General features: G+C 67.6%; 31 protein-coding genes. 15 read left to right on the plus strand and 16 right to left on the minus strand.

What is annotated here, in order from left to right:
* The first annotated feature begins 22 nt into the window (after window positions 1-22).
* The 13 genes from ACFYRU_RS23960 (at window position 23) to ACFYRU_RS24020 (ending at window position 9,471) form a co-directional block, all read left to right on the plus strand.
* Window positions 23-544, plus strand: a complete 522-nt coding sequence (locus ACFYRU_RS23960) for a hypothetical protein (protein ID WP_387662491.1) — start codon at window positions 23-25, stop codon at window positions 542-544.
* A 46-nt stretch (window positions 545-590) separates the two neighbouring features.
* Entirely contained in the window at window positions 591-2,084 is a 1,494-nt protein-coding gene (locus ACFYRU_RS23965; protein ID WP_387662493.1) for a recombinase family protein, read from the plus strand.
* Window positions 2,081-2,452: a hypothetical protein gene (locus ACFYRU_RS23970; protein WP_387662495.1), complete on the plus strand. Its 372-nt coding sequence runs from the start codon at window positions 2,081-2,083 to the stop codon at window positions 2,450-2,452. Before ACFYRU_RS23965 ends, ACFYRU_RS23970 begins: the two co-directional genes overlap by 4 nt.
* Before the next feature lie 92 nt (window positions 2,453-2,544).
* Window positions 2,545-2,796 carry a hypothetical protein gene (locus ACFYRU_RS23975; protein WP_387662497.1) on the plus strand — a complete coding sequence of 84 codons (252 nt, stop codon included), beginning with the start codon at window positions 2,545-2,547 and terminating at the stop codon, window positions 2,794-2,796.
* Window positions 2,797-3,144: a hypothetical protein gene (locus ACFYRU_RS23980; RefSeq protein ID WP_387662499.1), complete on the plus strand. Its 348-nt coding sequence runs from the start codon at window positions 2,797-2,799 to the stop codon at window positions 3,142-3,144. It begins immediately after the preceding gene.
* Window positions 3,141-3,356, plus strand: a complete 216-nt coding sequence (locus ACFYRU_RS23985; RefSeq protein ID WP_387662501.1) for a hypothetical protein — start codon at window positions 3,141-3,143, stop codon at window positions 3,354-3,356. The genes ACFYRU_RS23980 and ACFYRU_RS23985 overlap by 4 nt, the downstream gene beginning before the upstream one ends.
* A 38-nt stretch (window positions 3,357-3,394) precedes the next feature.
* Window positions 3,395-3,892, plus strand: a complete 498-nt coding sequence (locus ACFYRU_RS23990) for a hypothetical protein (protein ID WP_387662502.1) — start codon at window positions 3,395-3,397, stop codon at window positions 3,890-3,892.
* Window positions 3,871-4,041, plus strand: coding sequence for a hypothetical protein (locus ACFYRU_RS23995; RefSeq protein ID WP_387662504.1), 171 nt, complete (start codon window positions 3,871-3,873; stop codon window positions 4,039-4,041). The genes ACFYRU_RS23990 and ACFYRU_RS23995 overlap by 22 nt, the downstream gene beginning before the upstream one ends.
* A gap of 109 nt (window positions 4,042-4,150) precedes the next feature.
* The gene (locus ACFYRU_RS24000; protein WP_387662506.1) at window positions 4,151-4,501 is read left to right on the plus strand and encodes a P27 family phage terminase small subunit; all 351 of its coding nucleotides are present in this window, start codon (window positions 4,151-4,153) and stop codon (window positions 4,499-4,501) included.
* Window positions 4,502-4,646: 145 nt separating this feature from the next.
* Window positions 4,647-4,853, plus strand: a complete 207-nt coding sequence (locus ACFYRU_RS24005) for a hypothetical protein (protein ID WP_387662507.1) — start codon at window positions 4,647-4,649, stop codon at window positions 4,851-4,853.
* Between the two features lie 247 nt (window positions 4,854-5,100).
* Window positions 5,101-5,625: a hypothetical protein gene (locus tag ACFYRU_RS24010; protein ID WP_387662508.1), complete on the plus strand. Its 525-nt coding sequence runs from the start codon at window positions 5,101-5,103 to the stop codon at window positions 5,623-5,625.
* A 212-nt stretch (window positions 5,626-5,837) separates the two neighbouring features.
* Window positions 5,838-6,185, plus strand: a complete 348-nt coding sequence (locus ACFYRU_RS24015) for a hypothetical protein (RefSeq protein ID WP_387662510.1) — start codon at window positions 5,838-5,840, stop codon at window positions 6,183-6,185.
* Between the two features lie 145 nt (window positions 6,186-6,330).
* Window positions 6,331-9,471, plus strand: coding sequence for a hypothetical protein (locus ACFYRU_RS24020; RefSeq protein ID WP_387662512.1), 3,141 nt, complete (start codon window positions 6,331-6,333; stop codon window positions 9,469-9,471).
* Between the two features lie 78 nt (window positions 9,472-9,549).
* Here ACFYRU_RS24020 and ACFYRU_RS24025 read toward each other — a convergent pair whose 3' ends face one another.
* From ACFYRU_RS24025 to ACFYRU_RS24035, 3 genes are all read right to left on the minus strand, one after another.
* A complete protein-coding gene (locus ACFYRU_RS24025) occupies window positions 9,550-9,816 on the minus strand; it encodes a hypothetical protein (protein WP_387662513.1) in 267 nt (88 codons plus the stop codon).
* Window positions 9,817-9,965: 149 nt separating this feature from the next.
* Complete coding sequence (locus ACFYRU_RS24030; RefSeq protein WP_387662515.1) at window positions 9,966-10,127, minus strand: hypothetical protein; 162 nt, start codon at window positions 10,125-10,127, stop codon at window positions 9,966-9,968.
* Entirely contained in the window at window positions 10,124-10,387 is a 264-nt protein-coding gene (locus ACFYRU_RS24035) for a hypothetical protein (RefSeq protein WP_387662517.1), read from the minus strand. Before ACFYRU_RS24035 ends, ACFYRU_RS24030 begins: the two co-directional genes overlap by 4 nt.
* Before the next feature lie 86 nt (window positions 10,388-10,473).
* Between ACFYRU_RS24035 and ACFYRU_RS24040 the strand changes: the two genes are divergently transcribed.
* Together ACFYRU_RS24040 and ACFYRU_RS24045 are read left to right on the plus strand one after the other, a co-directional pair.
* Window positions 10,474-10,938: a PPOX class F420-dependent oxidoreductase gene (locus ACFYRU_RS24040; RefSeq protein WP_387662519.1), complete on the plus strand. Its 465-nt coding sequence runs from the start codon at window positions 10,474-10,476 to the stop codon at window positions 10,936-10,938.
* The gene (locus tag ACFYRU_RS24045) at window positions 10,938-11,666 is read left to right on the plus strand and encodes a PIG-L deacetylase family protein (protein WP_387662520.1); all 729 of its coding nucleotides are present in this window, start codon (window positions 10,938-10,940) and stop codon (window positions 11,664-11,666) included. The genes ACFYRU_RS24040 and ACFYRU_RS24045 overlap by 1 nt, the downstream gene beginning before the upstream one ends.
* Here ACFYRU_RS24045 and ACFYRU_RS24050 read toward each other — a convergent pair.
* The 13 genes from ACFYRU_RS24050 to ACFYRU_RS24110 all read right to left on the minus strand — a co-directional run bounded on the left by ACFYRU_RS24050 (window position 11,629) and on the right by ACFYRU_RS24110 (window position 22,706).
* Window positions 11,629-12,321, minus strand: a complete 693-nt coding sequence (locus tag ACFYRU_RS24050; protein ID WP_387662522.1) for a GntR family transcriptional regulator — start codon at window positions 12,319-12,321, stop codon at window positions 11,629-11,631. The two genes, ACFYRU_RS24045 and ACFYRU_RS24050, sit on opposite strands and share 38 nt — an antisense overlap.
* A gap of 104 nt (window positions 12,322-12,425) precedes the next feature.
* On the minus strand, window positions 12,426-13,328 hold the full coding sequence (locus tag ACFYRU_RS24055) for an alcohol dehydrogenase catalytic domain-containing protein (protein WP_387662523.1): 903 nt from the start codon (window positions 13,326-13,328) through the stop codon (window positions 12,426-12,428).
* 106 nt (window positions 13,329-13,434) lie between these two features.
* Window positions 13,435-14,334 (minus strand): amidohydrolase family protein, encoded by a 900-nt coding sequence (locus ACFYRU_RS24060; protein WP_387662525.1) that lies wholly within the window; start codon window positions 14,332-14,334, stop codon window positions 13,435-13,437.
* Between the two features lies 1 nt (window position 14,335).
* Entirely contained in the window at window positions 14,336-14,725 is a 390-nt protein-coding gene (locus ACFYRU_RS24065) for a cupin domain-containing protein (protein WP_387662527.1), read from the minus strand.
* On the minus strand, window positions 14,722-16,281 hold the full coding sequence (locus ACFYRU_RS24070) for an FAD-dependent monooxygenase (protein WP_387662529.1): 1,560 nt from the start codon (window positions 16,279-16,281) through the stop codon (window positions 14,722-14,724). Before ACFYRU_RS24070 ends, ACFYRU_RS24065 begins: the two co-directional genes overlap by 4 nt.
* 3 nt (window positions 16,282-16,284) lie before the next feature.
* The gene (locus ACFYRU_RS24075; protein WP_387662531.1) at window positions 16,285-17,010 is read right to left on the minus strand and encodes an SDR family NAD(P)-dependent oxidoreductase; all 726 of its coding nucleotides are present in this window, start codon (window positions 17,008-17,010) and stop codon (window positions 16,285-16,287) included.
* Window positions 17,007-17,705: a GntR family transcriptional regulator gene (locus tag ACFYRU_RS24080; RefSeq protein ID WP_387662533.1), complete on the minus strand. Its 699-nt coding sequence runs from the start codon at window positions 17,703-17,705 to the stop codon at window positions 17,007-17,009. The genes ACFYRU_RS24075 and ACFYRU_RS24080 overlap by 4 nt, the downstream gene beginning before the upstream one ends.
* A complete protein-coding gene (locus tag ACFYRU_RS24085) occupies window positions 17,702-18,535 on the minus strand; it encodes a fumarylacetoacetate hydrolase family protein (RefSeq protein ID WP_387662534.1) in 834 nt (277 codons plus the stop codon). Before ACFYRU_RS24085 ends, ACFYRU_RS24080 begins: the two co-directional genes overlap by 4 nt.
* Before the next feature lie 40 nt (window positions 18,536-18,575).
* Window positions 18,576-18,971 (minus strand): RidA family protein, encoded by a 396-nt coding sequence (locus ACFYRU_RS24090; protein WP_387662536.1) that lies wholly within the window; start codon window positions 18,969-18,971, stop codon window positions 18,576-18,578.
* The gene (locus tag ACFYRU_RS24095) at window positions 18,971-20,059 is read right to left on the minus strand and encodes an Ldh family oxidoreductase (protein WP_387662538.1); all 1,089 of its coding nucleotides are present in this window, start codon (window positions 20,057-20,059) and stop codon (window positions 18,971-18,973) included. Before ACFYRU_RS24095 ends, ACFYRU_RS24090 begins: the two co-directional genes overlap by 1 nt.
* Window positions 20,056-20,835 carry an ABC transporter permease gene (locus ACFYRU_RS24100; protein ID WP_387662539.1) on the minus strand — a complete coding sequence of 260 codons (780 nt, stop codon included), beginning with the start codon at window positions 20,833-20,835 and terminating at the stop codon, window positions 20,056-20,058. Before ACFYRU_RS24100 ends, ACFYRU_RS24095 begins: the two co-directional genes overlap by 4 nt.
* Window positions 20,832-21,650, minus strand: coding sequence for an ABC transporter ATP-binding protein (locus ACFYRU_RS24105; RefSeq protein WP_387662540.1), 819 nt, complete (start codon window positions 21,648-21,650; stop codon window positions 20,832-20,834). Before ACFYRU_RS24105 ends, ACFYRU_RS24100 begins: the two co-directional genes overlap by 4 nt.
* A gap of 33 nt (window positions 21,651-21,683) precedes the next feature.
* Window positions 21,684-22,706, minus strand: coding sequence for an ABC transporter substrate-binding protein (locus ACFYRU_RS24110; RefSeq protein WP_387662541.1), 1,023 nt, complete (start codon window positions 22,704-22,706; stop codon window positions 21,684-21,686).
* Window positions 22,707-22,844 lie beyond the last annotated feature (138 nt).

Genomic DNA, 22,844 nt, shown 5'->3' on the forward strand with positions numbered 1-22,844 from the left:
CCGGCTGGCTAGAGTCCGGGGCATGCGACGCACCGATCACCCTCGGTTCAACACCGCCGTACGGCAGGTCGAGGACAGTATCGACGCCGCCTGGGACAGTTTCCGCGCGGCGTCCGGCGTACCCCCGGAGCAGGCCCGCGAGCTGGCCGAGATCGTCCTGCAGGACACCTCCGAGTTCGACTGGCGGGTCGTCGACGGCGCGCTGAAGCAGCTCACCTGCCCGGACTGCGGCGCCCAGCTCGGCGCGGGCGACCTCGGCTGCCCGGGCTGCGACCGCGCGAACGGTTTCCGGTTCGCGGCCCGGGAGACCGACCGCCCCGGCGTACCGCCCGGGAACGAGCACGCGATCCGGGTGTCCTCGGCCGTCGCCCGTACCCGCCACCGGTACACCCCACGCGCCCGCGCCGGGTACGAACTGCTCCTCCCCGGCCTGCTCGACGGCGCGCTCCCCACGACCGCACAGGCCCAGCGCGCCAAGCACCTGATCAACCAGCTCACCGACGAAGAACTGGAACACCTCGTCGACCCGGCCGACATAGGGTGAGAGGCATGCCAATGAAAACCTTCCGCTGACCTGTACAGTACATGCCATGGTGGAGAACGCAACACCCCTCCGCGCCGGCGTCTATGGTCGCGAGAGCAAGGGCAAGCAGAAGTCGGTGGACGACCAGGTCCTCCTCGGCCTCCAAGCGATCGAGGATCGGCCCGACTGGGTATTCGCCGGGCAGTACGACGACGGCTCGTCGGCAAGCCGGTTCGCGACGAAGGCCCGCAAGGACTGGGCGCGGCTCGCCGCGGACCTGGCGGCCGGTCTGCTCGACGTGCTGGTCGTCTGGGAGGTGACGCGTAGCAGCCGGGTCCTCGCGGACGGGGCCATCTGGCTTGACCTGTGCCGGGACAACGGCGTGCTGATCTACGTGCTGTCCGAGGAGGAGCTGTTCGCTCCACGCAAGACCCGCCACTACGACGCACTCGCGAGAGAGCTGCTGAAGGGCGTCACTGAGTCGAACACGATCTCAGACCGCGTGAAGCGTGGCGTACGGCTCGCCGCGGCACGCAAGGAGGGCGCGATCCCCCACGGCAAGGTCCCGTACGGCTTCCTCCGCCAGCTGCGGAACCCGAACACCGTGCTGCGTCCGGACAACATGCCATGGGACGAGTTCCTGGTGCAGCTGCCCGACCCTGTGACGGCGCCTGTGGTGGTCGACCTGTTCCGCAGGATCGGCAGGTCCGAGCCGATCATCCACATCATCAGGGACCTGACCGAGCGTGGTATTCCTGGACCACGCGGCGGCAGGTGGCACGCGGGCACGCTCCGGGCCTTGATCCGGAACAAGGCCTACATGGGTAAGCGCGACCACGAGGGGAAGACGTACAACGGCGTGTGGCCTGGGCTCGTGACCGAGCTCGAGTGGCATGCCGCCAACCGTGTTCTCAACGACCCTGACCGGCGTACCTCGAAGCCGGGGCAGAAGAAGTGGCTCCTGTCGTACACCAGCGCTCATGCGAAGTGCGGAGGCGCCATGTACGCGGTGCCGGCGCGCGAAGGCAGGACCACGAAGTACGTCTGCTACGTCAACGGCTGCACGGGCATCGGGCAGTGGGAACTCGACGAGTTCGTGACTCGGCTCATCGAGAGAAGGCTTCTGCGCGACGACGCTCGAGACCTCTTGGTTCGCGGCGACACGGAGGGGCAGGAGGCGGCCGAGCATCTGGCCGCTCTTGAGCAGCGCCTCGACGAGTGGCGCCGGTCCGGTGCTCGCGGCGAGACCTCACCGGCGTCGCTCGCGCTCATCGAGAGCGAGCTCTCACCGCAGATCGAGGCCGCGAAGCTCCGGCGATCATCGGTGGCCGTACCGGCCGCCCTGGTCGACCTGGTGAACGCGGACAACTTCCGGACGGCATGGGAGCAACTGCCGGTCACGGGCCAGCGTGAGGTGGTCCAGATCCTGTTCGAGGAGATCCGCATCGGGCCGAGCACGACCAACCTTGGCCGCTGGTCAACCGACGATGACCGCCTGCAGGCCACGGCCGATCGAGTCACGATCGTATGGCGGGGCGAACCGGAAGGCGGGGCAGCATGAGCGACCCCAACGCGTACGGCAAGCTCTCCTACGGCCGTACGACACCGGGCGAGCGGCAGGCTCGAGTTCGGAAGAACCCTGAGCTTCAAGCGATCCCGGCGAAGGATCGGCTACTGACGATCAACTGCTCTGCCACTCGCGGCAACCAGCCGTTCCTGCTCGCCGTCGTCACGTGGGATGAAGTCCTGACCGACTGGTCCGCGAATGGCACGCAGCTGCCTGCGGCAGGGCGAAATCACATCAGGTGCGGCTGCGCCGCGGTCTCGCACGAGATCGACCTCAGCAAGGTGTACGAGGCCTTGGACCGGTTGCGACACCAGTCACAGAAGGCGCGTGTCGTTGACGTGGAAGCGTTCCTATACCGCTAAGGTTTAGGGCAACTCGATACGAGCCCACCGGTACAGTTCAGCCGACCGACGCTAGGGCAGCGCTAACCCCTTGAAAGTGGGGTGGCTGCAGCATGTCGAGTCTTTCCAAGCCTCGCCGTCAGGCACGGGCCAAGGTCGGGTCCGCCGCCGCGTTGCTCGCGAAGAACCCTGATGATCCTGAGCTCGCGCAGGTCGTCGAGGAACGTCGTCGTGAGTACCAGGTCGTCACGCTCGAGGAGCACATCAGGTCTGTCGTTGACCAGGCTCCGCCGTTGACCGCGTCCCAGCGAGACAAACTAGCCGCGCTGCTCCGTCCTTCGTACGACGGACCGGAGGCGGCCTAGATGGAAACCACAAAGAGAATCCGCCCGGCCACCAACCGAGCGGACTCCAGGAACTTCAGCACCACAACCGAGATCAGCGTACCGCTCAACACCACCGGAACCGTGCTAGTGGACCTTCGGCGCGTAGCGGACGACCGCCTCCGTCATCTCGTCGCTGATCTCGAGTCCGCCCCGGACGGCGCGCGGGTGGTGGTGCTCATCGGCGACCGCTGGCTCGTCGACTACGAGGCGGCCGCGGACCTTCGGCGGTACGCCGAGCGACTGTACGTGGACGTACAGGGCACCGCGCGGGCGGTGGCTCGCTGGCTGCAGGTGATCCGTACCGGGCACGCCGGGTGGTCCGTGTGACCCCGCAGACCTTCATCTGGGCGGCCGTCGATCAGGAACGTGATCTCGCGCTGCTGACCGGCCGCGGCGTCGGCGGACTGCTGGCGGACGCCGGCATCACCAAGCGCTGGTCGGCGTCCGGCAAGGGGTATGTCGTCACGCTACCTGAGCTGTCGGATATCGCCTGCTGGTGTACCGAAGAGCGCATTCCATACCGCGAGCGTGCGAGATGAGACCGCGGCTTGATCGCCGTCCCCGATGGAAGGCCGCGGTGTACGCCAAGCGCCCCGGCATGACTGACGGGTGTCGGGTGTTGCTGCTGCGGCTGCTCGACGACATGGGGCCTGACGGCATCGTGTCCATCCCGCGCAGCAAGCTGGCCGCCGAGCTCGGAGTGGCACCGCCGCGTATCAGTGAGCGTGTCAAGCTGGCGCGCGCGCTGGGGTTCCTGGACATCGTGCGGCGTGCCAGACCGAAGGTGACTGCGGTCTATCAGGCCACGATCCCAAGCCCTGCTAGAGGTACGGAATCTGTACCTCAGACATGGAACGACGGTTACCTCTCAGAGGTACGCCCAGCAGTACCTGTCACAGGTACGGAATCCGTACCCCTGTCCACGGTGTCAGAGGTACGCATGTACCCCACCCAAGTAGTAGGCACCTTGGCTGCCGAACCTGGCACTTCGCCACGTGGCGAAAAGCGCAGCGACAAAGGCGACATCGACAACTACGTGTACGACGACGACGCATGGCTGAACGGAACGAGATGAACGAGCAGCAAGCGCAGTGGCGCAAGGCACTCGCCGAAGCAGCAGCACAACGACGCCGCCGTGGTGGCCGTCGACGCAGCGATCAGTACACCAAGGCGCAAGGCGTGAGATGGGTGCCGCCGGCAACTGACCAGCAGGCGACGCAATGACAAGTCGTAATCAGATGGTCGCTTTTTGTGACCGGGACCGCCCTGACCCGCCTGTCATCTCTTTCCTCCCCGTACGTCCAACCACTTCCGGAAATCACTAGGAGTAACCATGGATGAGACACCCCCGCCGCCTGGCTGTGGCACGGTCGGCGCGCGGCTGTGGACTGCGGTTATCGACGAGTTCGATCCGTCGGAGACCGAGCTTGTCGTGCTCGCCGCGGCCTGCCGCTGTGCGGATACGGTCGCTGAGTTGCAGGCCACGGTCGATGCCGAGGGTCTGGTCATGGAGACGAGACTCGGCGAGAAGAAGATCCATCCCGCTCTGGTCGAGTTGCGTTCGCAATCGCTGACCTTGGCGCGCTTGCTGGCGGTTCTGGGGCTTCCGGCGGCCGCTGTGGACGAGGACATGTCGTTGCCGCGGGCACGCCGTCCGCGGGGTGTCTACGGGCGTGAGTCGTGAGGCGCCGGGGCGTGGGTCCTGAGGTCCCTGACGAGGTGCTGGACGAGTACGTGCCGGGGTCCGGTCTGCGTGAGTTCTGCCGGCGGCACGGGGTGTCTGTGCTGGCGCTGCTGCGCGCGTCTGCGGACAGGAAGCGGGGCCGGCGATGAAGCGCCGTAGGCCGCCGAGGCCGCAGGGTGCGCCACCGGACCACCTGTTGCGCTACGACCCGGCCGATTGGCCTGGTGGCTGCCATCCGACGTGTCAGTTCTGGGCGGCGTGGGATGTGTGGCACGCCGAGCATCCGGAGTACGAGGGTCTGGCCGAGATCGAGAACCCGCCGGACTGCGCCTGGCATGAGGAACTGATCTGATGACGCCGGATCTGCGGGTCGGCAGGGCGATCCTGCTGCTGCGCTGGTTGGTCCGTGAGATGGCGCGGGAAGGGTCGAATCTTTCCCACGTCCCGGGAGAGGTCGCCGACGCGCTACTGAGGCAGGACGGCAACTGCTCCTTGTGCGGTGGACCTTTGCCTCTCCCCGTGGGTCGTGGTCGGCCAAGGTCACGATGCCTGGACTGCTCACCGCGCCGTAAATCCACCGTAAATAAGAGGATCGCAGCATGAAGCACGAACCGCGAGTCACATTGGCCGAGCTCGGCCTGGAGCGGATGGCCGCCGCCGAGATCAAGGCCTGGTCGGGATTGACCAGCGTCGAGGTGCTGCCGGACTTCCTGGACAGGCCGAGCGTCTCACTGGAGGCGGCGTACGCAATCGCCGAGAAGCGCCGTGCGGCCGAGCGGGCGTATGCCGAGTCCGAGCAGCGCCGTCGGGTTGAGCATGCGGACGCGGTGAAGGCGCTCCAGAAGCGTGTTAATGACGAGTTCGACCGTGCTCGGAAGACGTTCGCGGCCGAGCATGCCGGTCAGCCGTGGTTCGGCGGCGCCGACGAGGCGGCGGGAGCAGCAGTGAACTGGGGCTTGGAGCAGGCCCGTGCGGCCTGGGCCACGGCACCGGCCGAGATCCGCGACGAAGTGCAGACCGTCACGTATGACTCAGCCGGGGCGACCGAAACTATCCCGCTGAATTGGTCGTTGCCATTGGCAACGATCAACGAATACGCGGCGAGGGCCGCGCGGAAGCGCTAGGAGGCAGCGATCGGCGATGTAGAAACGGCGGCACAGCGCCACGGTGGGGACTTTCCGGCGGGCTGGGGTGAGCCTCCGGGCACCCGGTTCAGTGAGGAGCGTGCCGCCTGGGTCCGTTCCAAGGTGAAGACCCACCAGGTCGAACAATGGCTGACCCGCGGCGGCAACGCGCGGGCGGCGTTGGCCGTCGTGCGGGCGCTGCGGGAGGATTCATGACTGCCATCGCCACCGGCGCAGTATTCACCGGCACCATCACCGCAGCCGGTAACACCGCGACCGCGTCGGTTCAGCCGTTCGGCAACGTCGGCGGTCCCGTGTACGCGGCCGTCGCCATCACCGCCGTGTCGGGTACGACTCCGACCCTGGTGCCGAAACTGCAGTTCTCCGTCGACGGCACGACCTGGCTCGCCGCCAACAGCGACGAGACTTTCCCGACCTTGTCGGCGGTGGGTGTCACGCTGCTGACGGTGCCTTCGCGCGCCATCTACGCGCGTGTGTCCTGGGCGCTGCCGGGCGGTACGTCTCCGAGCTTCACGACCGCGGTTGCGATCTGGAGCTGATGATCTTGTCCGGGTTCGGCGTCAACGTCGCCCCTCGCGGTTCTTCTCCATTCGCCGCGGATAGGGCCGAAGGCGGCCCAAAGGCCAGTCGAGTGGCCGGCCGACCTGCGCCGACCCGGGCAAACCCTTCATGGAAGGACTGCCGATGAGCTCGACCCTCGCCATCGACATCGTTGCCCGTGGCGCCGACAGCACGGCGGCGCAGTTCGCGAAGGTTGCTGCCGCGTCGGACAAGGCGGGTTCTTCGATGAAGAAGAACTCGAAGATCTCCGCCGAGGCCGCGAAGGCTTCTGACGCGTTGACGAAGGCACACAACGCCGAGTCGAACGCACTGGACAAGGTCCAAGTGGCCGAGGCGCGTCTTGCTGATGTGCGCAGCAACGCGAAGGCAAAGGCGGCGCAGGTTGTTGCTGCGGAGAAGGGTCTCAGCAAGGCGCGCCGTGAGGCCGCCATCGCCGGCGATGCGACGCTGAAGGCGTCGAAAAGCCTCGGGGACGTCCTCGACAACGAGGCCAAGAAGGCGGGACCTGCTGCGCTGCGGGCCGTCAAGTCGATTGCGCGCTGGCTGGGCGCCGGGGCCAAGGACTTCGAGAAGGCCGGCCAGGAAGGCGGCGAACTCTTCAGTTCCGGCTTGCAGGGCGCCTTGAAGACTCCGGTGGTCGGTCCGGCGCTGATTGCCGGCATCATCGCCACCGTAGAGGCTGCCGCAGTCCCTGCGGGTGCGGTCGTTGCCTCCGGCCTCGTTGCGGGTGCAGGCGCGGGGCTGTCCGCGATCGGGCTGAAGTTCGCGGCCGAGTCGCAGGTCGTGAAGCAGGTTTGGTCCAAGACGGCTTCCGACCTCGGCGCGTCGATGCGCACCATCTCGAAGCCATTCGAGGCATCGCTCGTAGCGATGAGCATGGTCGCCCGCCGGACCTTCGCGACCTTCAAGCCAGAGCTGGCCGCAGCCTTCAAGACCCTGGGTCCGGCGCTGGCCGGTTTCGGCGATCAACTGGGGCGCGCGCTCGGCAAACTGGCCCCGGCGATCCAGCCGCTAGCAGGCGCTTTCAAGGCTGTGCTCGGCGCATTGGGTCCGGCACTGAACGACGTGTTCGGGAAGCTGTCGACGAGCTTGATCAAGCTGAGTGACTCGGTGCAGAAAAGCCCGACCGCGCTGGCCGACTTCGCCCGTGCCGCCGGGAACATCGTCGGTGACCTGCTGCACCTGGTCACGTCACTGAACGATGCCGACGCGGCGTTCAAGCGGCTCACCGGTATCTCGGCGGTGACGGCGGCGATGGGATTCCTGCGTGGCGCGGTCCAGTTGGTGATCGGTCCGCTCGATCTGCTGTCGCAGGGGCTCGGCAAGGTTGCGGACGGCATCAAGTGGGCGATCGATCGCCAGTTCCCCGGACAGGCCAAGTCGGCGGCCACATCCACCACGACGTTCGCTAGCGCGCTGTTCACCACCGCCGCCGCGATCAAGGCCGCCACCGGACCCTCCGCGGTGCTGGCCACAACGTTCGCACGCCAGAGCGCCGCGACCGACCGGCTGATCGGCGGACTGAACCGGATGTCCGGTCTGCTGCTGACGCTGTCGGGTGCTCAGGTCGACTACGCACAGGCGGTCGCTGACGCGACGGCGGCCGTCAAGGCGAACGGCAAGACACACGATCTCCTGACCCAGAAGGGCCGCGACAATCAGCGGTCACTGCTCGCGGTGGCCCAGGCGGCAGGCGCCCAGCGTGACGCGATGCTCAAGGCCGGTGACGGCAACGTCAGGGCAGCCCAAGCCGCGACGACGGGGCGTGCCGCGTTCATCAAGCTTGCGACCCAGATGGGCTACACGATCCCGCAGGCGCGTGCGATGGCGGCCAGCATGATCGCCATTCCAAGCGTGACGCGGACCGCGAAGCTGCAGGCGAACAAGGCCGACCTCGAGGCCAAGCTGAAGTCCGCCAAGGCGCAACTCGCGGATCCGCACCTGACGGCGACGAAGCAGGCGCAGCTCAAGGCCAGGATCGCGGACCTTGAGGCGGGGATCGCGAAGGCGAAGGCCGCGCTGGCGTCGGTACCGGCGAGCAAAACGACGACGATCACCATCACCACGGTCTACAGCACCAAGGGCGTCAACCTCACGAACCCGTCAAGTGTCGGCCGCCGTGCCTCTGGTGGCCCTGTGAGCGCCGGGAAGCCGTATGTGGTGGGTGAGCACGGCCCGGAGCTGATCGTGCCCAGGAAGGCCGGTTACGTCCTAACTGCGCGCGCTACACGCCAGATCCGTACAGAACTCAGCCACGGCTTCGCGAGTGCCGGTGCTGCGGGTACCGCGAGCGACATCGCTCGGGAGTCCGCCGTTGTCGCCGCGATGATCAAGGCCGTCACCGGTGGCGACAAGAAGCTCGCCAACGCGCTGGCCGCCGGCACGAAGCGGCTCGAGGTCTACGCCAACCTGCGCGCCAAGGTCGCCGGACAGCTGGCGGCGGCACGCGACAGGCTCGCCGCTGCCGTACAGGTGCGCGACGATTTCAAGAAGCAGATCACCGATGCCGCGATGAGCTTCAACAACATCGCGGGTGTGCAGGCTCCGGAGGGTGGGCAACTCACCGCATCCGGGATCATCGCGCAGATGACCGAGAACCTGCGCAGGACCCAGCAGTTCGCGGCCAACCTCGCTCAGCTCAAGAAACGCGGACTCAACAACACGACGTACCAGCAGATCGCCGAGGCAGGTGTCGAGCAGGGTGGCGGCATCGCTGCGGCGCTGCTGTCCGGCAACGCCAACACCTTCAACACGATCAACCGGTTGCAGTCGAACATCAGCAGCGCCGCTGCGGGCCTGGGAGACGCCACCTCGAAGAACTTGTACCAGGCAGGCGTGAACGGCGCTCAGGGCCTCGTGAACGGCCTCCTGGCCAAGACCAAGGCGCTCGACGCGGCGTCCGCGAAACTGGCCGCCCAGATCGTCACCAGGATCAAGCACGACCTCGGCATCCACTCGCCGTCCAAGGTGCTCGGCTGGCACGGCTCAATGGCGACACTCGGGTTCGCCGGTGGCATGGTCCGCGAGCTGCCCACCGTCGGCAAGGCTGCTGCACAACTCGCGAACACGGCGCTACCGGGATCACGGATGCAGCGGCGAGGCGGAGTTCCTGGTGCCGGTGTCGGCGCCGGTGCGATGGTGATCCAGAACGTCACCATCAACATCGACGGCGCGAAGAACCCCATGACCACCGCCGTCGAGGTCCAGCAGGCGCTGCTACGGCTGAAGCGCCTCAATGGTGGTCGGCCGCTCGGGTTCGACTGATCCCCCCCGACCTACACGCATGAGACGGCCCCCGTGGCGGTATACCAGGGGGGCCGTCTCATGCGTGTAGTGATCCAGCTAGGCCCTGGATAGCTTGAACTTCCGGGACGTCTCGCCGGCCTCTCCGCGGTCTTCATCGAAGCTCTCAACCTCCCAGCGGCCGACCGGCTGGTACCCCTGCTTGATGAGGTAGCCGGTCATCTCCCGCTGAGCGCCACGCATCGAGAGTGAGTTCACGTCCAACTCCTGTGTGGACTCGTCTTCGTGGACGACCGTGCAGTCGATCGCCATGTTTCGTTGCCGCAGCCAGACCTCGATCGGGCTTGCCTTCTCAGTGTTCGTCATGTCGTTAGTGTGTCTTAGTGTTCTTAGTGCGTCAAGTGCTCACTACTGCCCGCGGGTCCACCAGCCTCCGAAGAAGCCGGCGACGAACGCGCCGCCGATGATCAGCACCTGCTCGAGCAAGGTCATGCTGACCCGGATCACCTCGCCGATCATCGGGGTTCCTCGTAGCCCGGTCCGCTGCCGGTGTCGGTCCACCTCGGCGGCTCGGTGGTCTCGCGCCCGATCAGGCCGTCCAACTCGGTCAGCGCCTCCTGGATCAGCTCGCGTACCCGTGACAACTCCCCTCGAGTCACTGTGACCTCGGCGCTCATTGCCCGGCCCTCAGATCCGCGAGCAGCCTTCCCATCTCGGCGATGAGCTTGCCCATGGCGTCCTCGAGGCCGTCCAGTTCGGCCTCACGCATCCGCCAGCCTTCCTCGACGCCCAGGTCGTACCCGAGCGGGTAGGTCTCCTCGGCGGCACAGAACTCGTTCTCCGGGTTGCCGCACAACCGCCGGCCGTCCGGGCACGGCGCCCCGCAGGCGTCGCACTTGCTCATCAACTTCTCGGTGTTCGGTAACGTCTGACTCACGTCGGACCCTCCAGTCCGTCGAGGGACCGTCCGGAGGTTGTAGCTCCTGGCGGTCCCGCTCACTACTTCTAAGTGGAGCGGACGGAATGCCAAGGACAATCGCCACCAACACGAAGGTCGAGCTGGACGGGCTGCTGGAGTTCGTGCGGCCGCGTCACCACATGCTGCTGATGACGACGAGAGCGGACGGGACGGTGCAGGCGTCGCCGGTCTCGGGCGGGGTGGACACCGAGGGCCGGATCGTCATCTCGTCGTACCCGGAGCGCGCGAAGAGCACGAACGTGAAGCGGGCCGGCAAGGCCAGTGTGATGGTGCTGTCGGACGAGTGGAACGGCGCCTGGGTGCAGGTGGACGGCAGCGGCGAGGTGATCGAGCTGCCGGACGCGGTGGAGCCGCTGGTCGACTACTACCGGGCGATCTCCGGCGAGCACCCGGACTGGGACGAGTACCGCGAGGCCATGGTGAAGCAGGGCAAGTGCCTGATCCGGATCACCCCGGAGCGCTGGAGCCCGATCGCCACCGGCGGGTTCCCCGCTCGCCTGGCTGATTGATGCGTACGGCCCTGGTCGTCCACGCACATCCTGACGACGAGGTGTTCGCCACTGGAGCGGCCACCTCGGTGCTGAACGAACAGGGCTGGCACGTCGTACTGCGTGTTGCCACCGCCGGTATGCACGGAGCGTCGGACCACCTCTCCACTTCCTGCGCACTACTAGGTATCGCCGAGTGGGACTGGCTCGGCGCAGCGGACCAGTGGATCGACGACGGTGGCCGCAACAGCTCACGCACGCTGGCAGCCGCACCGCTCGAAGAGGTGGCCGCAGCAGTCGAGACTGCGGCCAAGGAGCTCCAGCCCGAGCTGATCCTCACTGTGGGCCGTGACGGCCTGACAGGTCACCCGGACCACATCGCCATCTCACAAGCAGTCCAACGCGTCCCGTACCGAGCACTGGGCGCACGCCTCAGAGCGCAGGACGTACGAGCAGGTGAGCAGCTCGTCCAGCAGCTCGCACCAGGTCAGCAGGTCGGCTCAGGGCACGTCAAAGGCTGCGACGTAGCACTGGAGGAGATCAGTGGAGCCTCCGAGCAGCGCAGACGGCAGGCACTGGATGCGTACTACGACGGCCTGGGCAGCCAGCCGCTCCGAGAACTCCTGAAAGCACACAGGGCAAGCAGCGACGGTCTGTTGTTGCGGGCAGTGTTCGACGCGACCGGCTGGCAGCAGGACCGGTTCGAAGAGCTCACTTCTTGGCCGAGCGACGTTCCATCGTCTCGGTGATGCGCTGCATGGCTCCTTCGAGATGTTCGCGCAGGGCGGTCTCGGCGCGGTCCTCGTCGTGGGCCAGGCACGCGTCGAGGATCGCCTGGTGCTCACGCCGGGTCTGCTCGATCCGGGCCTTGGTCTGCCTCGAACCGAACCGGTAGCGCTCACTGTTCTGCCACACGGGCTCGATCGCCCGCGGCAGCCAGCGCGAACCGCCGGCCCGGTAGATCGAGAAGTGGAACTCGGTGTGCGCCTGCCGGGAGGCGATGTTGTCGCCGAGCTTCGACAGCCGGACGTGTTCGGCCAGCGCCTTGCGGGCGGCCGTCGCGTCGGCGTCGGAGAACCGGGTCGCGGCCGCGCGGACCGCCAGCGACTCGAGCGCCAGGCGGGTCTCGTGGGTGTCGCGGAGGTCCTCCATCGACAGCTCGCGCACCCATGCGCCCTTGTGCGGAACGATCTCGACCAGTCCGAGTGCCGCCATCCGGCGCAGCCCTTCGCGGATCGGCATCTGGCTCATGTCCAGGCGTTTGGCGAGCTCCTCCAGCCGCAGCGCCGTACCGCTGGGCAGCTCGCCGGACAGAATGAGCTCGTGCAGCTCGGCGGCGGCTTCCTCGGCGAGCGTACGACGGCCGGTCGGCCCCCCAGGCGTGAGCTCGAGTCGTCGGATCATCAGTAGCGGGCTGCCTCTCTCCTATTCAGCTCTGGAGGTACCGTAGCTGCCCACTGGGTATCTGCGGCCTTTCGACGACGGATTGCCCAGCAAATACAAGTGGTCTAGCCCACCGGGAGTGCCGTCAGGTCGAGCAGGACGCGGCCCGCCTGGCGGTCCAGCACCTCGCCGATCCGGTCCGCGCCGACCACGTCGTAGTCCGCTCGCCAGGTCGCCGAAGCGATGTCGGCCAGGGCCTGTCCGACCGCGTCCGGAGCCAGCGACGTGCGCTGCAGGTTCACCGGCAGTACGCGCAGGTCCCGGCCGATCAACTGGTGCAGGTCGATCGTGGTGAACTCGCCGGCCTTGAAACCGAGTACGGCGATCCGCCCGCCGGGCGAGACGTTCCCGAGCACTCCGCCGGTGACCGGACCGCCCATGGTGTCGACGACCGCGTCGCACCAAGGCATCTCCCGGCCCACCTGCCCCAGCCCGTCCACACGGACGATCTGGTCGACCAGGGCCGTCGCAGTGTCGACCGAGTCGTCCACCCAGACCAGACCGATCACCTTGGCCGCTCCCGCAGCCCGTGCGACCGCAGCACACATCCGCCCGACCAGACCGGATACCCCGGTCACAACGACGGTCTCCCCCTCCAGTACGCCGGCTACTCGACGTACCGCGGTATGAGCCGTCAACGCAGGCGTCAGCAAGGCAAGCGCCGCAGCAGGCTCCAGCGACGACGGGAGTGCATGGACCGCGGCGTTCGGTACGACGGCGTACCTGCCCCACACGCCCTGCCGGGTCAGGCCGACGCCCTCACCTCGTACGACGACAGCCGCACCGGGCTCGGCCACGTCCGAGCTGAGCACGACGCCGGTGCCCTCCGAGCCCGGAACGAACGGCGTGCACGGCAACTCACCGGCCAACGTCGAACGGTCCAGTGGAGTCACCGCGGCCAGCCGCATCTCCACCAACGTCTCACCCGGTCCCGCGGTCAGCTCGACCTCTTCGGTCTTCAGCTGCACCCTAGGCCCATGGCTTCGTAACACAGTCCCCCGTGCACTCACAGCTCTACCCCGTTCCCCACGATTTGATATCTGATCACAACCCCGACCAGACGAACAGCGCGTCTCACTCCGCGGAGACCTCCTTCGCCAGCGGCCGGGTGAGTTCCCCAGCCGCTGCGGACCGCGCAGCAGACACCTGGTCGGTGCCCATCGGGAACGGCCAGTCGCTCCCGGCCAGTACCCGCTCGGCACCGAACGTCGAAGTCAGCAGTTCCAGTACGGCGTCGTCGTGCACCAGGTCGTCGACGTAGAACCGGCGCAGCGCCTCGGCCACCGGCAGGGACACCGGCCGGACGCCCGGCCGGGCCGTGTCGATCCCACGCTGCCACCGGCCGGCAACGGCCGCCGTCACACCACCCCCATGACACAGGCAGAACCGGATCCCCGGAAACCGCCCCGGCACGTCCGCGAAGACGAGCGAAGCCGCCGCCACTCCGGTCTCGTACGGATTCCCCAACAGGTTCGACAGGTAAAACGAATCAAGCCGCTCGTCGTCACTGGCACCCGGATGAATCAGCGTGAACGCTTCGGCGGCGTCCAGCACACGCCACACCGGATCCAGCCCGGCGTAGCTCGGCGTACCGATGGCGAAGCCACTGAAGACACCCTCGCCCGCCAGCCCGGCAGCAACCCCCGGCGCAGCCGGGTCGAGCAGTGGGAGGTGCCCCAGCACCCGTAGCTGGGGTGTGGCGAGCTCCCGGAGCCCCTGGTTCACCAGCTCGACCCACTCAAGCCCAGCGTCGTACCGGTAGAGAGCCGGCGGCACGGACACCACTGCACCGTCCAGGCCCTGTGCGGAGATCCAGTGCAGCAGTGCGGCCGGGTCGGCGAGCTTGCCCAACGGCAGGCGGTCGCTGCCGACGACCAGCGAACCGCTGTCGACGGACAGCCCGTACTCACCCCGATGCGCCGCCGCGAGCACGGTCGGCGGAATCAGGTGGGTGTGGACGTCCCAGCCGGCCATGTCAGCGCGCGTCCTCGTCGTTGTCGTAGAAGTCCGGACGCTCCGGGTAGTGCGGACCGTCGTACACCTCGAGCAGCACGGATGTCTCCTCCGCCCGCGTCGGGCCGTGGACGACGCCCTTCGGGTTCCAGTAGAAGCTGCCCTTGGTCAGCGTCGTCCCGGTCGGCAGGTACACGTACCGGCCGGACAGGCAGAACATGAACTGGTTCGAGGCATGCTTGTGCTCCGACGGGATGCCGGCCCCCTGCTCGAACCGCACGAGCGCGATCGACGCCTCGGTCTCCGGGTCGCGCCACAGCATCTTGTGGGACAGGCCGTCCAGCGACTTCTCCACCCACTCGAGGTCGTCCGTCTGCAACAGGATCTCCCGCAGCGGTACGTCGAAACTCATGGCACCTCCCGACCCGTGACGTGCTTGTACAGTTCCTCAGCCACTCCCGGGCCGAGAGGGGCCACGGCGGCGATGTGGCCGTCCGGCCGGATCAGTACGACGCTCTCGGGCGGTACGCCGTACCGGTTGGTGGTGACACTGCCCGGGTCGAACAGGGCCCGGTCACGCAGACCGGAGTCGTGCGGAGCGTCCCACCTGGACACCGCGTAGTGCCGCAACGCCGGCGAACCGTTCGCCGGGATCTCCGGGCGACGGCGTACGTCGGTGAAGTAGAGCGCGACGAACGAGTCCTTGCAGAGGTCGTGGATCGTCGTACGACCGGTCGGGCTCTGCAGCACCAGGTCCGGCGCCCTGTCGCCGGCCCGAACCACGGGCGGCGCAGCGGACGTGGCCACCATCGACCAGTCGCCGACGCCCTCGACGTCGAGCCGTACGCTCAGCAGCGTCCGGTTGTACGCCGTGGCCCAGGCACCGGTGTTCTCCGTGACAGCACCGCGCTGGAAGGACATGTACTTGCGAGCCGCTTCCGCCATCTCGCCCGAGCCTTCGATCGCCACCGGCCGCTGCTCACGCTCGTACCCGTCCAGCAACTCAGGAGACGCCCAGCCGCGCAGAACCCAAGCCAGCCGCCACGGCAGGTTGGACGCGTCCAACGCACCGGTGTTCAAGCCGAGCGCCCACATCGGTGTGATCAAGTGCGCGGCATCGCCCATCAGGAAGACCCTGCGGTCGACAGTCCACTGCTCCGCGACCCGGTGGTGCACGTTGTAGACGACGGAGCCCAGGAGCTCGATCCGGTCCACCTCGCCGATGAACTGCTTCACCTTGACCAGCAGGTCCTCGTCGTCCGGTGCGTCCGCACCCGCGGCCAGCGGGAACAGGAACCGCCAGTTGTCCGGCTGCCGGATCAGCACCATCCACTCCGACCGGTCCGCGAAGTACGCGAGGTACGGATAGTCCCTGGCGTTGTCGACGTCCAGGTCGACCACGACGTCGATCAGCATGTACCGCTCGGGCAGGGTCTCCCCCACGACCTTCACACCGAGCGCGTCGCGGACCCGCGAGCGTCCGCCGTCACAGGCCAGCAGGTGCGACGCCTCCAGCTCCTGCGGCCCGTCCGGTGTCTCCAGTTGCAGTACGACGCGGTCGTCGCGGACCTCGAACGACGTCATCCGGTGCTGCGTCCGTACCGGCTCGGACAGGGCTTCCGCGAGCAGCGGCTCCATCTTCTGCTGCGGCAGGTTGATCACGAACGGGAACTGCGTGTCGTTGACCAGCTCGGCGAGCTGCACCGAGGCCCGCGGCGTGTTGGTGGCCCGGTCGATGTCGCCGATCTCGTCGATCCGCAGCGCGGCACCGAGGATGCGGTCGACGGCGCCGTACCGGTTCCAGATCTCCAGCGTCCGGCTGAGCGTCGTACCCGCCTTGGTGTCGGACGACAGCGTGGCGTCCTCCTCCAGCAGCACGTACGGGATGCCGTAGTGCTGCAGACCCAGTGCGGTGGTCAGGCCGATCGGCCCGGCACCTACTACCGCCACAGGAAGCTGTTCAGTCACAGATCACTCCACAAAGTCCGTGAGCTTGGCAAAGGCACGTTCCCTGGTCAGTACCGACCCGGTCATCGCGGCGGCGTCCGACAGCAGGAACAGCAACGGCCCGACGACGTCGTCGGGGTCGCCGATACCTATGGTGTCCTGCCAGTGCTCCCGGTCCGCACCCGCGTTCGCTCCCCGGAACTGCTCGGTGTCGATCACGCCTGGCGCGACCACGTTCACCCGGACCCGGTCCGCGGCCACCTCGGCCGCCAAGGTCTTCGCGAACGCCACCAGCGCCGCCTTGCTCGCCGCGTACGCCGCAGCGCCCGGGTAGCCCGTCGACGCCATCCCGGACGTGAACACCACCACCGAGCCGGACCGCCGCTCGACCATGTGCGGTACGACCGCCTGGCACGCCCAGACGACCCCGTCCAGGTTCACCTGCAACGTCCGCGTCCACTCGGCCGCATCCAGCTCCAGCACCAGCGAGCGCGGCTGCACCGCGGCGCCGGCCACCAGCCCGTCGATCCGCCCGTACTGCGACAGCACCTGAGCGACGGCCTCCGTGACCGCCGCCCGATCCGCGACGTCGACCTCGACGTGAGCGACGCCCTCAGGTGGTACGGCGACGTCCAGGACCACCGCAGTACCGCCGGCAGCGTTCACGGCCTTCGCCAGCGCCGCACCGATACCCTGCGCACCGCCCGTGATCACCACGACCTCACCGCTCGCGTCGAAGGTCGCCTTCATGACAGGTCCTTCTGCTTCGAGGTCATGGTCTCGGTGATGCGCTGGAACGCACCTGCCAGATGACTGCGCAACGCCTGTTCCGCCGCGTCCGGGTCGCGGGCCACACAGGCATCCAGGATCGCCTGGTGCTCCTGCCGGCTCCGCTCGATCAAGAACGCGGTCGGGCGACTGCCGAACCTGTACCGCTCGCTGTTCTGCCAGACCGGCTCGATGGCCCGCGGCAACCACTGCGAGCCACTGGCCCGGTAGATCGCGAAGTGGAACTCCGCGTGCGCATCACGAGCACCCGCAGAGTCCTCAGCCCGCGAGAGCCGCAAGTGCTCGGCCAGGGCAGCCGCTGCCTTTGCCAGGTCCTCTTCGGTGAAACGAGCAGCAGCTGCACGTACGGCGAGACTCTCCAACGCCAGCCGCGTCTCATGCGTGTCCCGCAGGTCCGCCAACGACAGGTCGCGTACCCACGCACCGCGGTGCGGGATGATCTCCACCAGCCCGAGCGCCTCCAGCCGGCGCAGCCCTTCACGCACAGGCATCTGGCTCATCTCCAGCCGGCTGGCCAGCTCCACCAGGCGCAACGGAGTACCGCTGGGCAGCTCACCGGACAGGATCAGCTGGTGCAGCTCGGCAGCCGCATGCTCGGCGAGCGTACGACGTCCACTCTTGCCACCACCTGGCAGGAGTTCCAACGGACCACTCATGCGCGGACCACCTTGTTGCGCAGCTCTCCCAGCTTGTCGGAGCGAGTGACGACCAGATCGCCGTCCTGCAGGAACACCTGCGGTTCACGGGCGTTGCCGATGCCGGCCGGCGTACCGGTCAGCAACAGGTCACCCGGGCGCAACGTCATACCGAAAGACAGTTCACTGATCAGCGTGGCGACGTCGTACGCCATCTGCCTGGTCGACGCGTCCTGTCGTACCTCGCCGTTCACCAAGCACTGCAGGTGGACGTCCTGCGGGTCGCCCACCTCGTCGGCGGTCACGATCCACGGGCCGAGCGGCATCGTGTCGTCGATGCTCTTGCCCTTCAGCCACTGTCCGCCGTGCGCACGCTGGAGGTCCCGCTGGGACACGTCGTTCGCGAGCGTGTAACCCCAGACGTGGTCGAGCGCTTCGGCCACGGGGATGTTCTTGCCGGTCTTGCCGATCACCAGCGCAACCTCGGCCTCGTAGTCCCACTTGGCGGAGATCGCGGGGTCCCAGGCGATGTCGTCGTACGGGCCGATCACCACGTCCGGGCCCTTGGTGAAGAACGTCGGGTGCTCCGGACGGTCCACGTCCTGGCCCTCGCGTTTGCCCTTGCTCTCCTCGAAGTGGTCCCAGTAGTTCCAGCCGGTACACAGGATGTCCCGCCGGAACCGCCGCAACGGGGCCCGCAGATCCGCTTCCCGATAAGGGATCTCACCCAGCACAGAAACGTCGCCGCCGATCAGCTCCGTCAGATCAGTTGCCGCCAGCAACTTGACGGAATTCCCGGCGAGCACGCCGGGCACCACAGCCCCGGCATGCTCGACCATCACGTACTTCATCTCAGGTCCACTCGACACCGCGCACGAACATCACCCCCGGTCATGAGACCACCGCGATCGCGGAGATCTCGATCAGATAGTCAGGATCGGCGAGCTTGCTGACTTCGACCATGGTCGAGGCCGGCAAGGGTTCGGTGAAGTACTGCGCCCGGATCTCGTGGATCTTGGCGAAGTCCTCCATGTTGCGGACGTACACGTCGACCCGGCACACGTCCTCGAGGGTGCCGCCGGCCGCCTCGACCGCCGCCTTCACGTTCTCGCACACCTGGCGGGTCTGCTCCCGGACGTCCCCGATCCCGGCGATACCGCCGTCCGGCCGGCGCGCGGTCATCCCGGACACGAACACCAGCCGTCCGGTCGCCTCGACCGTGGTCGCCTGCGAGAACACCCCGTTCGGGCTCCGCAACGCGTCGGTGGAAACCTGCGTCTTCGGCATCAGCTCAACACCCCTCCCGCCGGTACGACGGCACCGACCGCGCGCGCGGCCGCCAGCAGCCCGTCGAGTCCCGACCTCTCGATCAGTACGCCGTTCCGCCGTTGCTGCGCGGCCCGTTCGGCCTCGATCTCGCCCGGCAGGTACAGCCGGTTCACGCCCGGCGCGGTCGCGCTCCCCCGGACCCGGGCTGCGAGCCCGGACGACCGGCGGCGGAAGTCCTCGACGCCACCCATCAACTCCGGGTCGATCGCCAGGAACAGGTGGGCACAGTCGTTCGGCCGGTCCGGCTCCCGGTACAGCGGGCGGACCTGGTCGCCCCAGCCGCCACCGCTGAGTACGCCGGTGAGGACGTCGATCATCAGCGCCAGACCGAAACCCTTGTGGCCCGCGGCCGGCAGCAGCATGCCCAGGACGGCCTCGTCCGGGTCGGTGGTCGGCGTACCGGACGGGTCGGTCGCCCAGGTGTCCGGGATCGGCCGCCCGGCCGACGCCGCCAGCCGGATCTTGCCCAGGGCAACGGCCGACAAGGCCATGTCCAGCACGATTTCCACGCCGCCCGTGGTCGGCACGGCGATCGCCAGCGGATTGTTGCCGACCAGCCGCTCGGCGCCGCCTGGCGCGGGCATCAACGGCGTGGTGTTCGACATCGCGATACCGATACACCCGGCCGCGCCCGCCTGCATCGCCCAGCGGCTGGCGGCGCCGAAGTGGTGCGCGTTGCGGACCGACACGACGCCGATCCCGTGCCGCCCGGCGCGCTCGATCGCGTGCCCCATCGCCTGCGGGCTGGACAGCTGGCCCATCCCGCCGCGGGCGTCCACCACCATCGCGGCGCCGGCGTCGAACAGCACGTCGAGCTCGCGTTCCCGGGTGACACCGCCGGCGTTCAGGCGTTCGACGTACATCGGCACCAGCATCACGCCGTGCGAGCTGACGCCACGCAGATCCGCCTCGACCAGCGCGGCCGCGATCTCGCCGGCGTCACCGGAGTCGAACCCGACCGCGGTGAACACGGCGGCGACAGTGGCTTCCAACCACTCCGGCCGCACCAGCACGCGACGATCCGCGTCCGAGGCCTGAGCCGTCATCGCTTCTCCTGTGCCCACGGGAGGAGCAGGTGCTCCAGGAGGGCCAGGGCGTAGAAGAGGACGATGCTCATCACGCTCAGCAGCGTGATGGCGGCGAACGCCAGCGTCGTGTCGGCGCTCGCGCCGGACTGCTGGATGACGTACCCCAGACCCTTGGTGGCACCAACGAACTCGGAGATCACCGAGCCGATCACCGCGAGCGAGATCGCCACCTTGAACCCGGTGAAGATCTGCGGCATCGCGTACCGCAGCCGGAGCTTGAAGAACTCCTGCGCCCGGCTGGCGTTCAGCGACCGCATCAGCTCGACCAGCTCGGTCGGCGTCGACTTCATCCCCTGCGCCGTCGAGATGACGATCGGGAAGAAGCACATCAGCAGCACCATCACGACCTTCGGCCACTGCCCGAAGCCCATCCAGATCACCAGCAGCGGCGCGACCGCCACCTTCGGGATCGAGTTCACCATCAGCAGCAGCGGGTACACCAGCCGCTCGAGGATCACCGAGCGGACGATCACCAGCGCGATCGGTACGCCGATCACGATCGCCAGCAGGAAGCCCTCGATCGTCTCGAGCAGCGACGTACCGGTGTGCGCCAGCAGTTCGCCGGGCTGGTCGAAGAGCTTGACCACCACGTCCCACGGCGTCGGCAGCAGGTACGACTGGATCGAGAACACGATCGTCGCGCCCCACCACAGCCCGATCGCCGCGAGCAGGCCGACGACCGGCAACAGGACGGCCGCCGCCGGGGAGGCGGTCAGCCAGGATTTCCGCTTCATCGCGCCCGCACCTCGTCCACCGGGCGCCCTTCCTGCGGGGCCGACGGCGCCTTCTCGGCCAGCAGTGCGTGCAGCCGGCCGCTGATCTCGGCGACCTCGGTGAGGTGCGCGTTCTGGCCGAGGTTGCCGAGACTCCGTGGCCGCGGGATGCCGATGTCGACGACCTCCCGCATCCGGCCGGGCCGCGGTGTCAGCACGACCACCCGGTCGGCGAGCACCACGGCCTCCTCGATCGAGTGCGTGACGAACACGATCGTGGTCGACAGTTCCATCTTGATCCGTTGCAGTTCCTCGGACAGCTCGGTCCGGGTGAGCGCGTCGAGCGCGGAGAACGGCTCGTCCATCAGCATCACCTGCGGGTCGCGGATCAGCGACCGGCACAGCGACACCCGTTGCTGCATACCGCCGGACAACTCGTGCGGGAGCCGCCGTTCGAACCCGTGCAGGCCCACCAGTTCGAGCAGCTGGTGGGCACGGTCCCGGTACGACGCCTTGTCGCGGGTCCCCCGGTCGATCTCGACCGGGAGCATCACGTTCGACAACACCGAACGCCAGGGCAGCAGCGCCGGCCGCTGGAACATGAACGAGACGTCCTGGCGGGGCCCGGTGACGGGCTCGCCCGCCACCTGGACCGTGCCGGACGTCGGCGGGAGGAGTCCCGCGATCAGCCGGAGCAGCGTGGACTTGCCACAGCCGGACCGGCCGATCAGCGTGACGAACTCGCCGCCGCGAACGTGCAGGTCGATCTTCTCGAGGGCGGTCACCCGGCCCTCGCGTCCGTCGAAGACCTGTCCCACACCGTCCAGGCGAATCATCCGGTTCCAGTACTCCTTACCGCAGCTCTGCCGTCAGCTCTTGGGAGCCAGGCTCATCGTCACCAGGTCGTCCGGCCTGATCGAACCCATCGGGATGTTCGACTCCTTGAGCAGCGAGATGATCTTCTGCACCCGCTCCTGCGTGACGTCGCCCAGCGGACCGTCGAAGTTCTTCGGCTTGATGTAGGTCTGCATGATCTTGAGTTCCTGGGTCGCCACGTCCAGGTCCATGTCCGGCACGTACTTCTTCATGATCGCGGCCGCGGCGGCCGGGTCGTCCAGCGTGTCCTGCAGGCCCTTGAGCAGCGCGTTGGTGAACTTCTTCACCTGGTCCGGGTGGTCCTTGGCCAGGTCCGTGCGGGTGATGATCGTGTTCCCGTACAGGTCCGGCACCTTGTCGCCGTACGGCAGCGTGATCACCTTGCGGTGCTTCTCCTTGTCGGCCTTCGCGATCAGCGGTTCACCGACCACGAACTGGCCGATGCCCTGCACCTTGCCCGACGCCAGCAGCGTCGGCAGCCCCGGCGGCGGCGACGGCAGGAACGTGACCGACTTCGCGTCGATCCCGACCGCCTTGGCGTAGACCGGGAACATCACCGTGTTGGTGGAGCCCGGCTGGTCGCCGATCGTCTTGCCCGGCAGGTCCTTCGGCGTGTTGATGCCCAGGCCCTCCAGCGACATGATCGCCGCCATCGACCGCTGGTGGATCATGCCGACCGAGGTGACCGGGAGCTTCTGCTTGGCGAGGGTGATCGCGAACGCGGTGAAGTCGCCGATGCCGTAGTCGGCCTGACCGCCGGCCACCAGCTTCATCACGTCGACCGTTCCGCTGCCGGGCGTGATCTTGACGTCGAAACCGGCGTCCTTGAAGTAACCCTTGTCCAGCGCGACATACGCGTACGCCTCGCGACCGAAGGTGTTGAACGACGTCAGGTAGCTGACCTTCTGCAACCCGTTGTCGCCGCCCGACGCCTTGTCGTCACCGCCGCCGCACGCACTCACCACGGCGAGCCCCAGGACCGCCATCAGGGCGATGACGGAACGCCTCAACCTCATATCGACCTCTCTCGTCCCGATATTTGATCAAACATCAAATGCAGAAAGGTGGTCAATCCGTCCGCGGGGACTTCACGGGGTCTTAACGTCCGCCGCACCGGGTCCTCGCAGTCCTTTGCCGGCCACCTGTCCTGGAGC

This window comes from Kribbella sp. NPDC004536 (assembly GCF_042873835.1).
Classification (GTDB): Bacteria; Actinomycetota; Actinomycetes; order Propionibacteriales; family Kribbellaceae; genus Kribbella.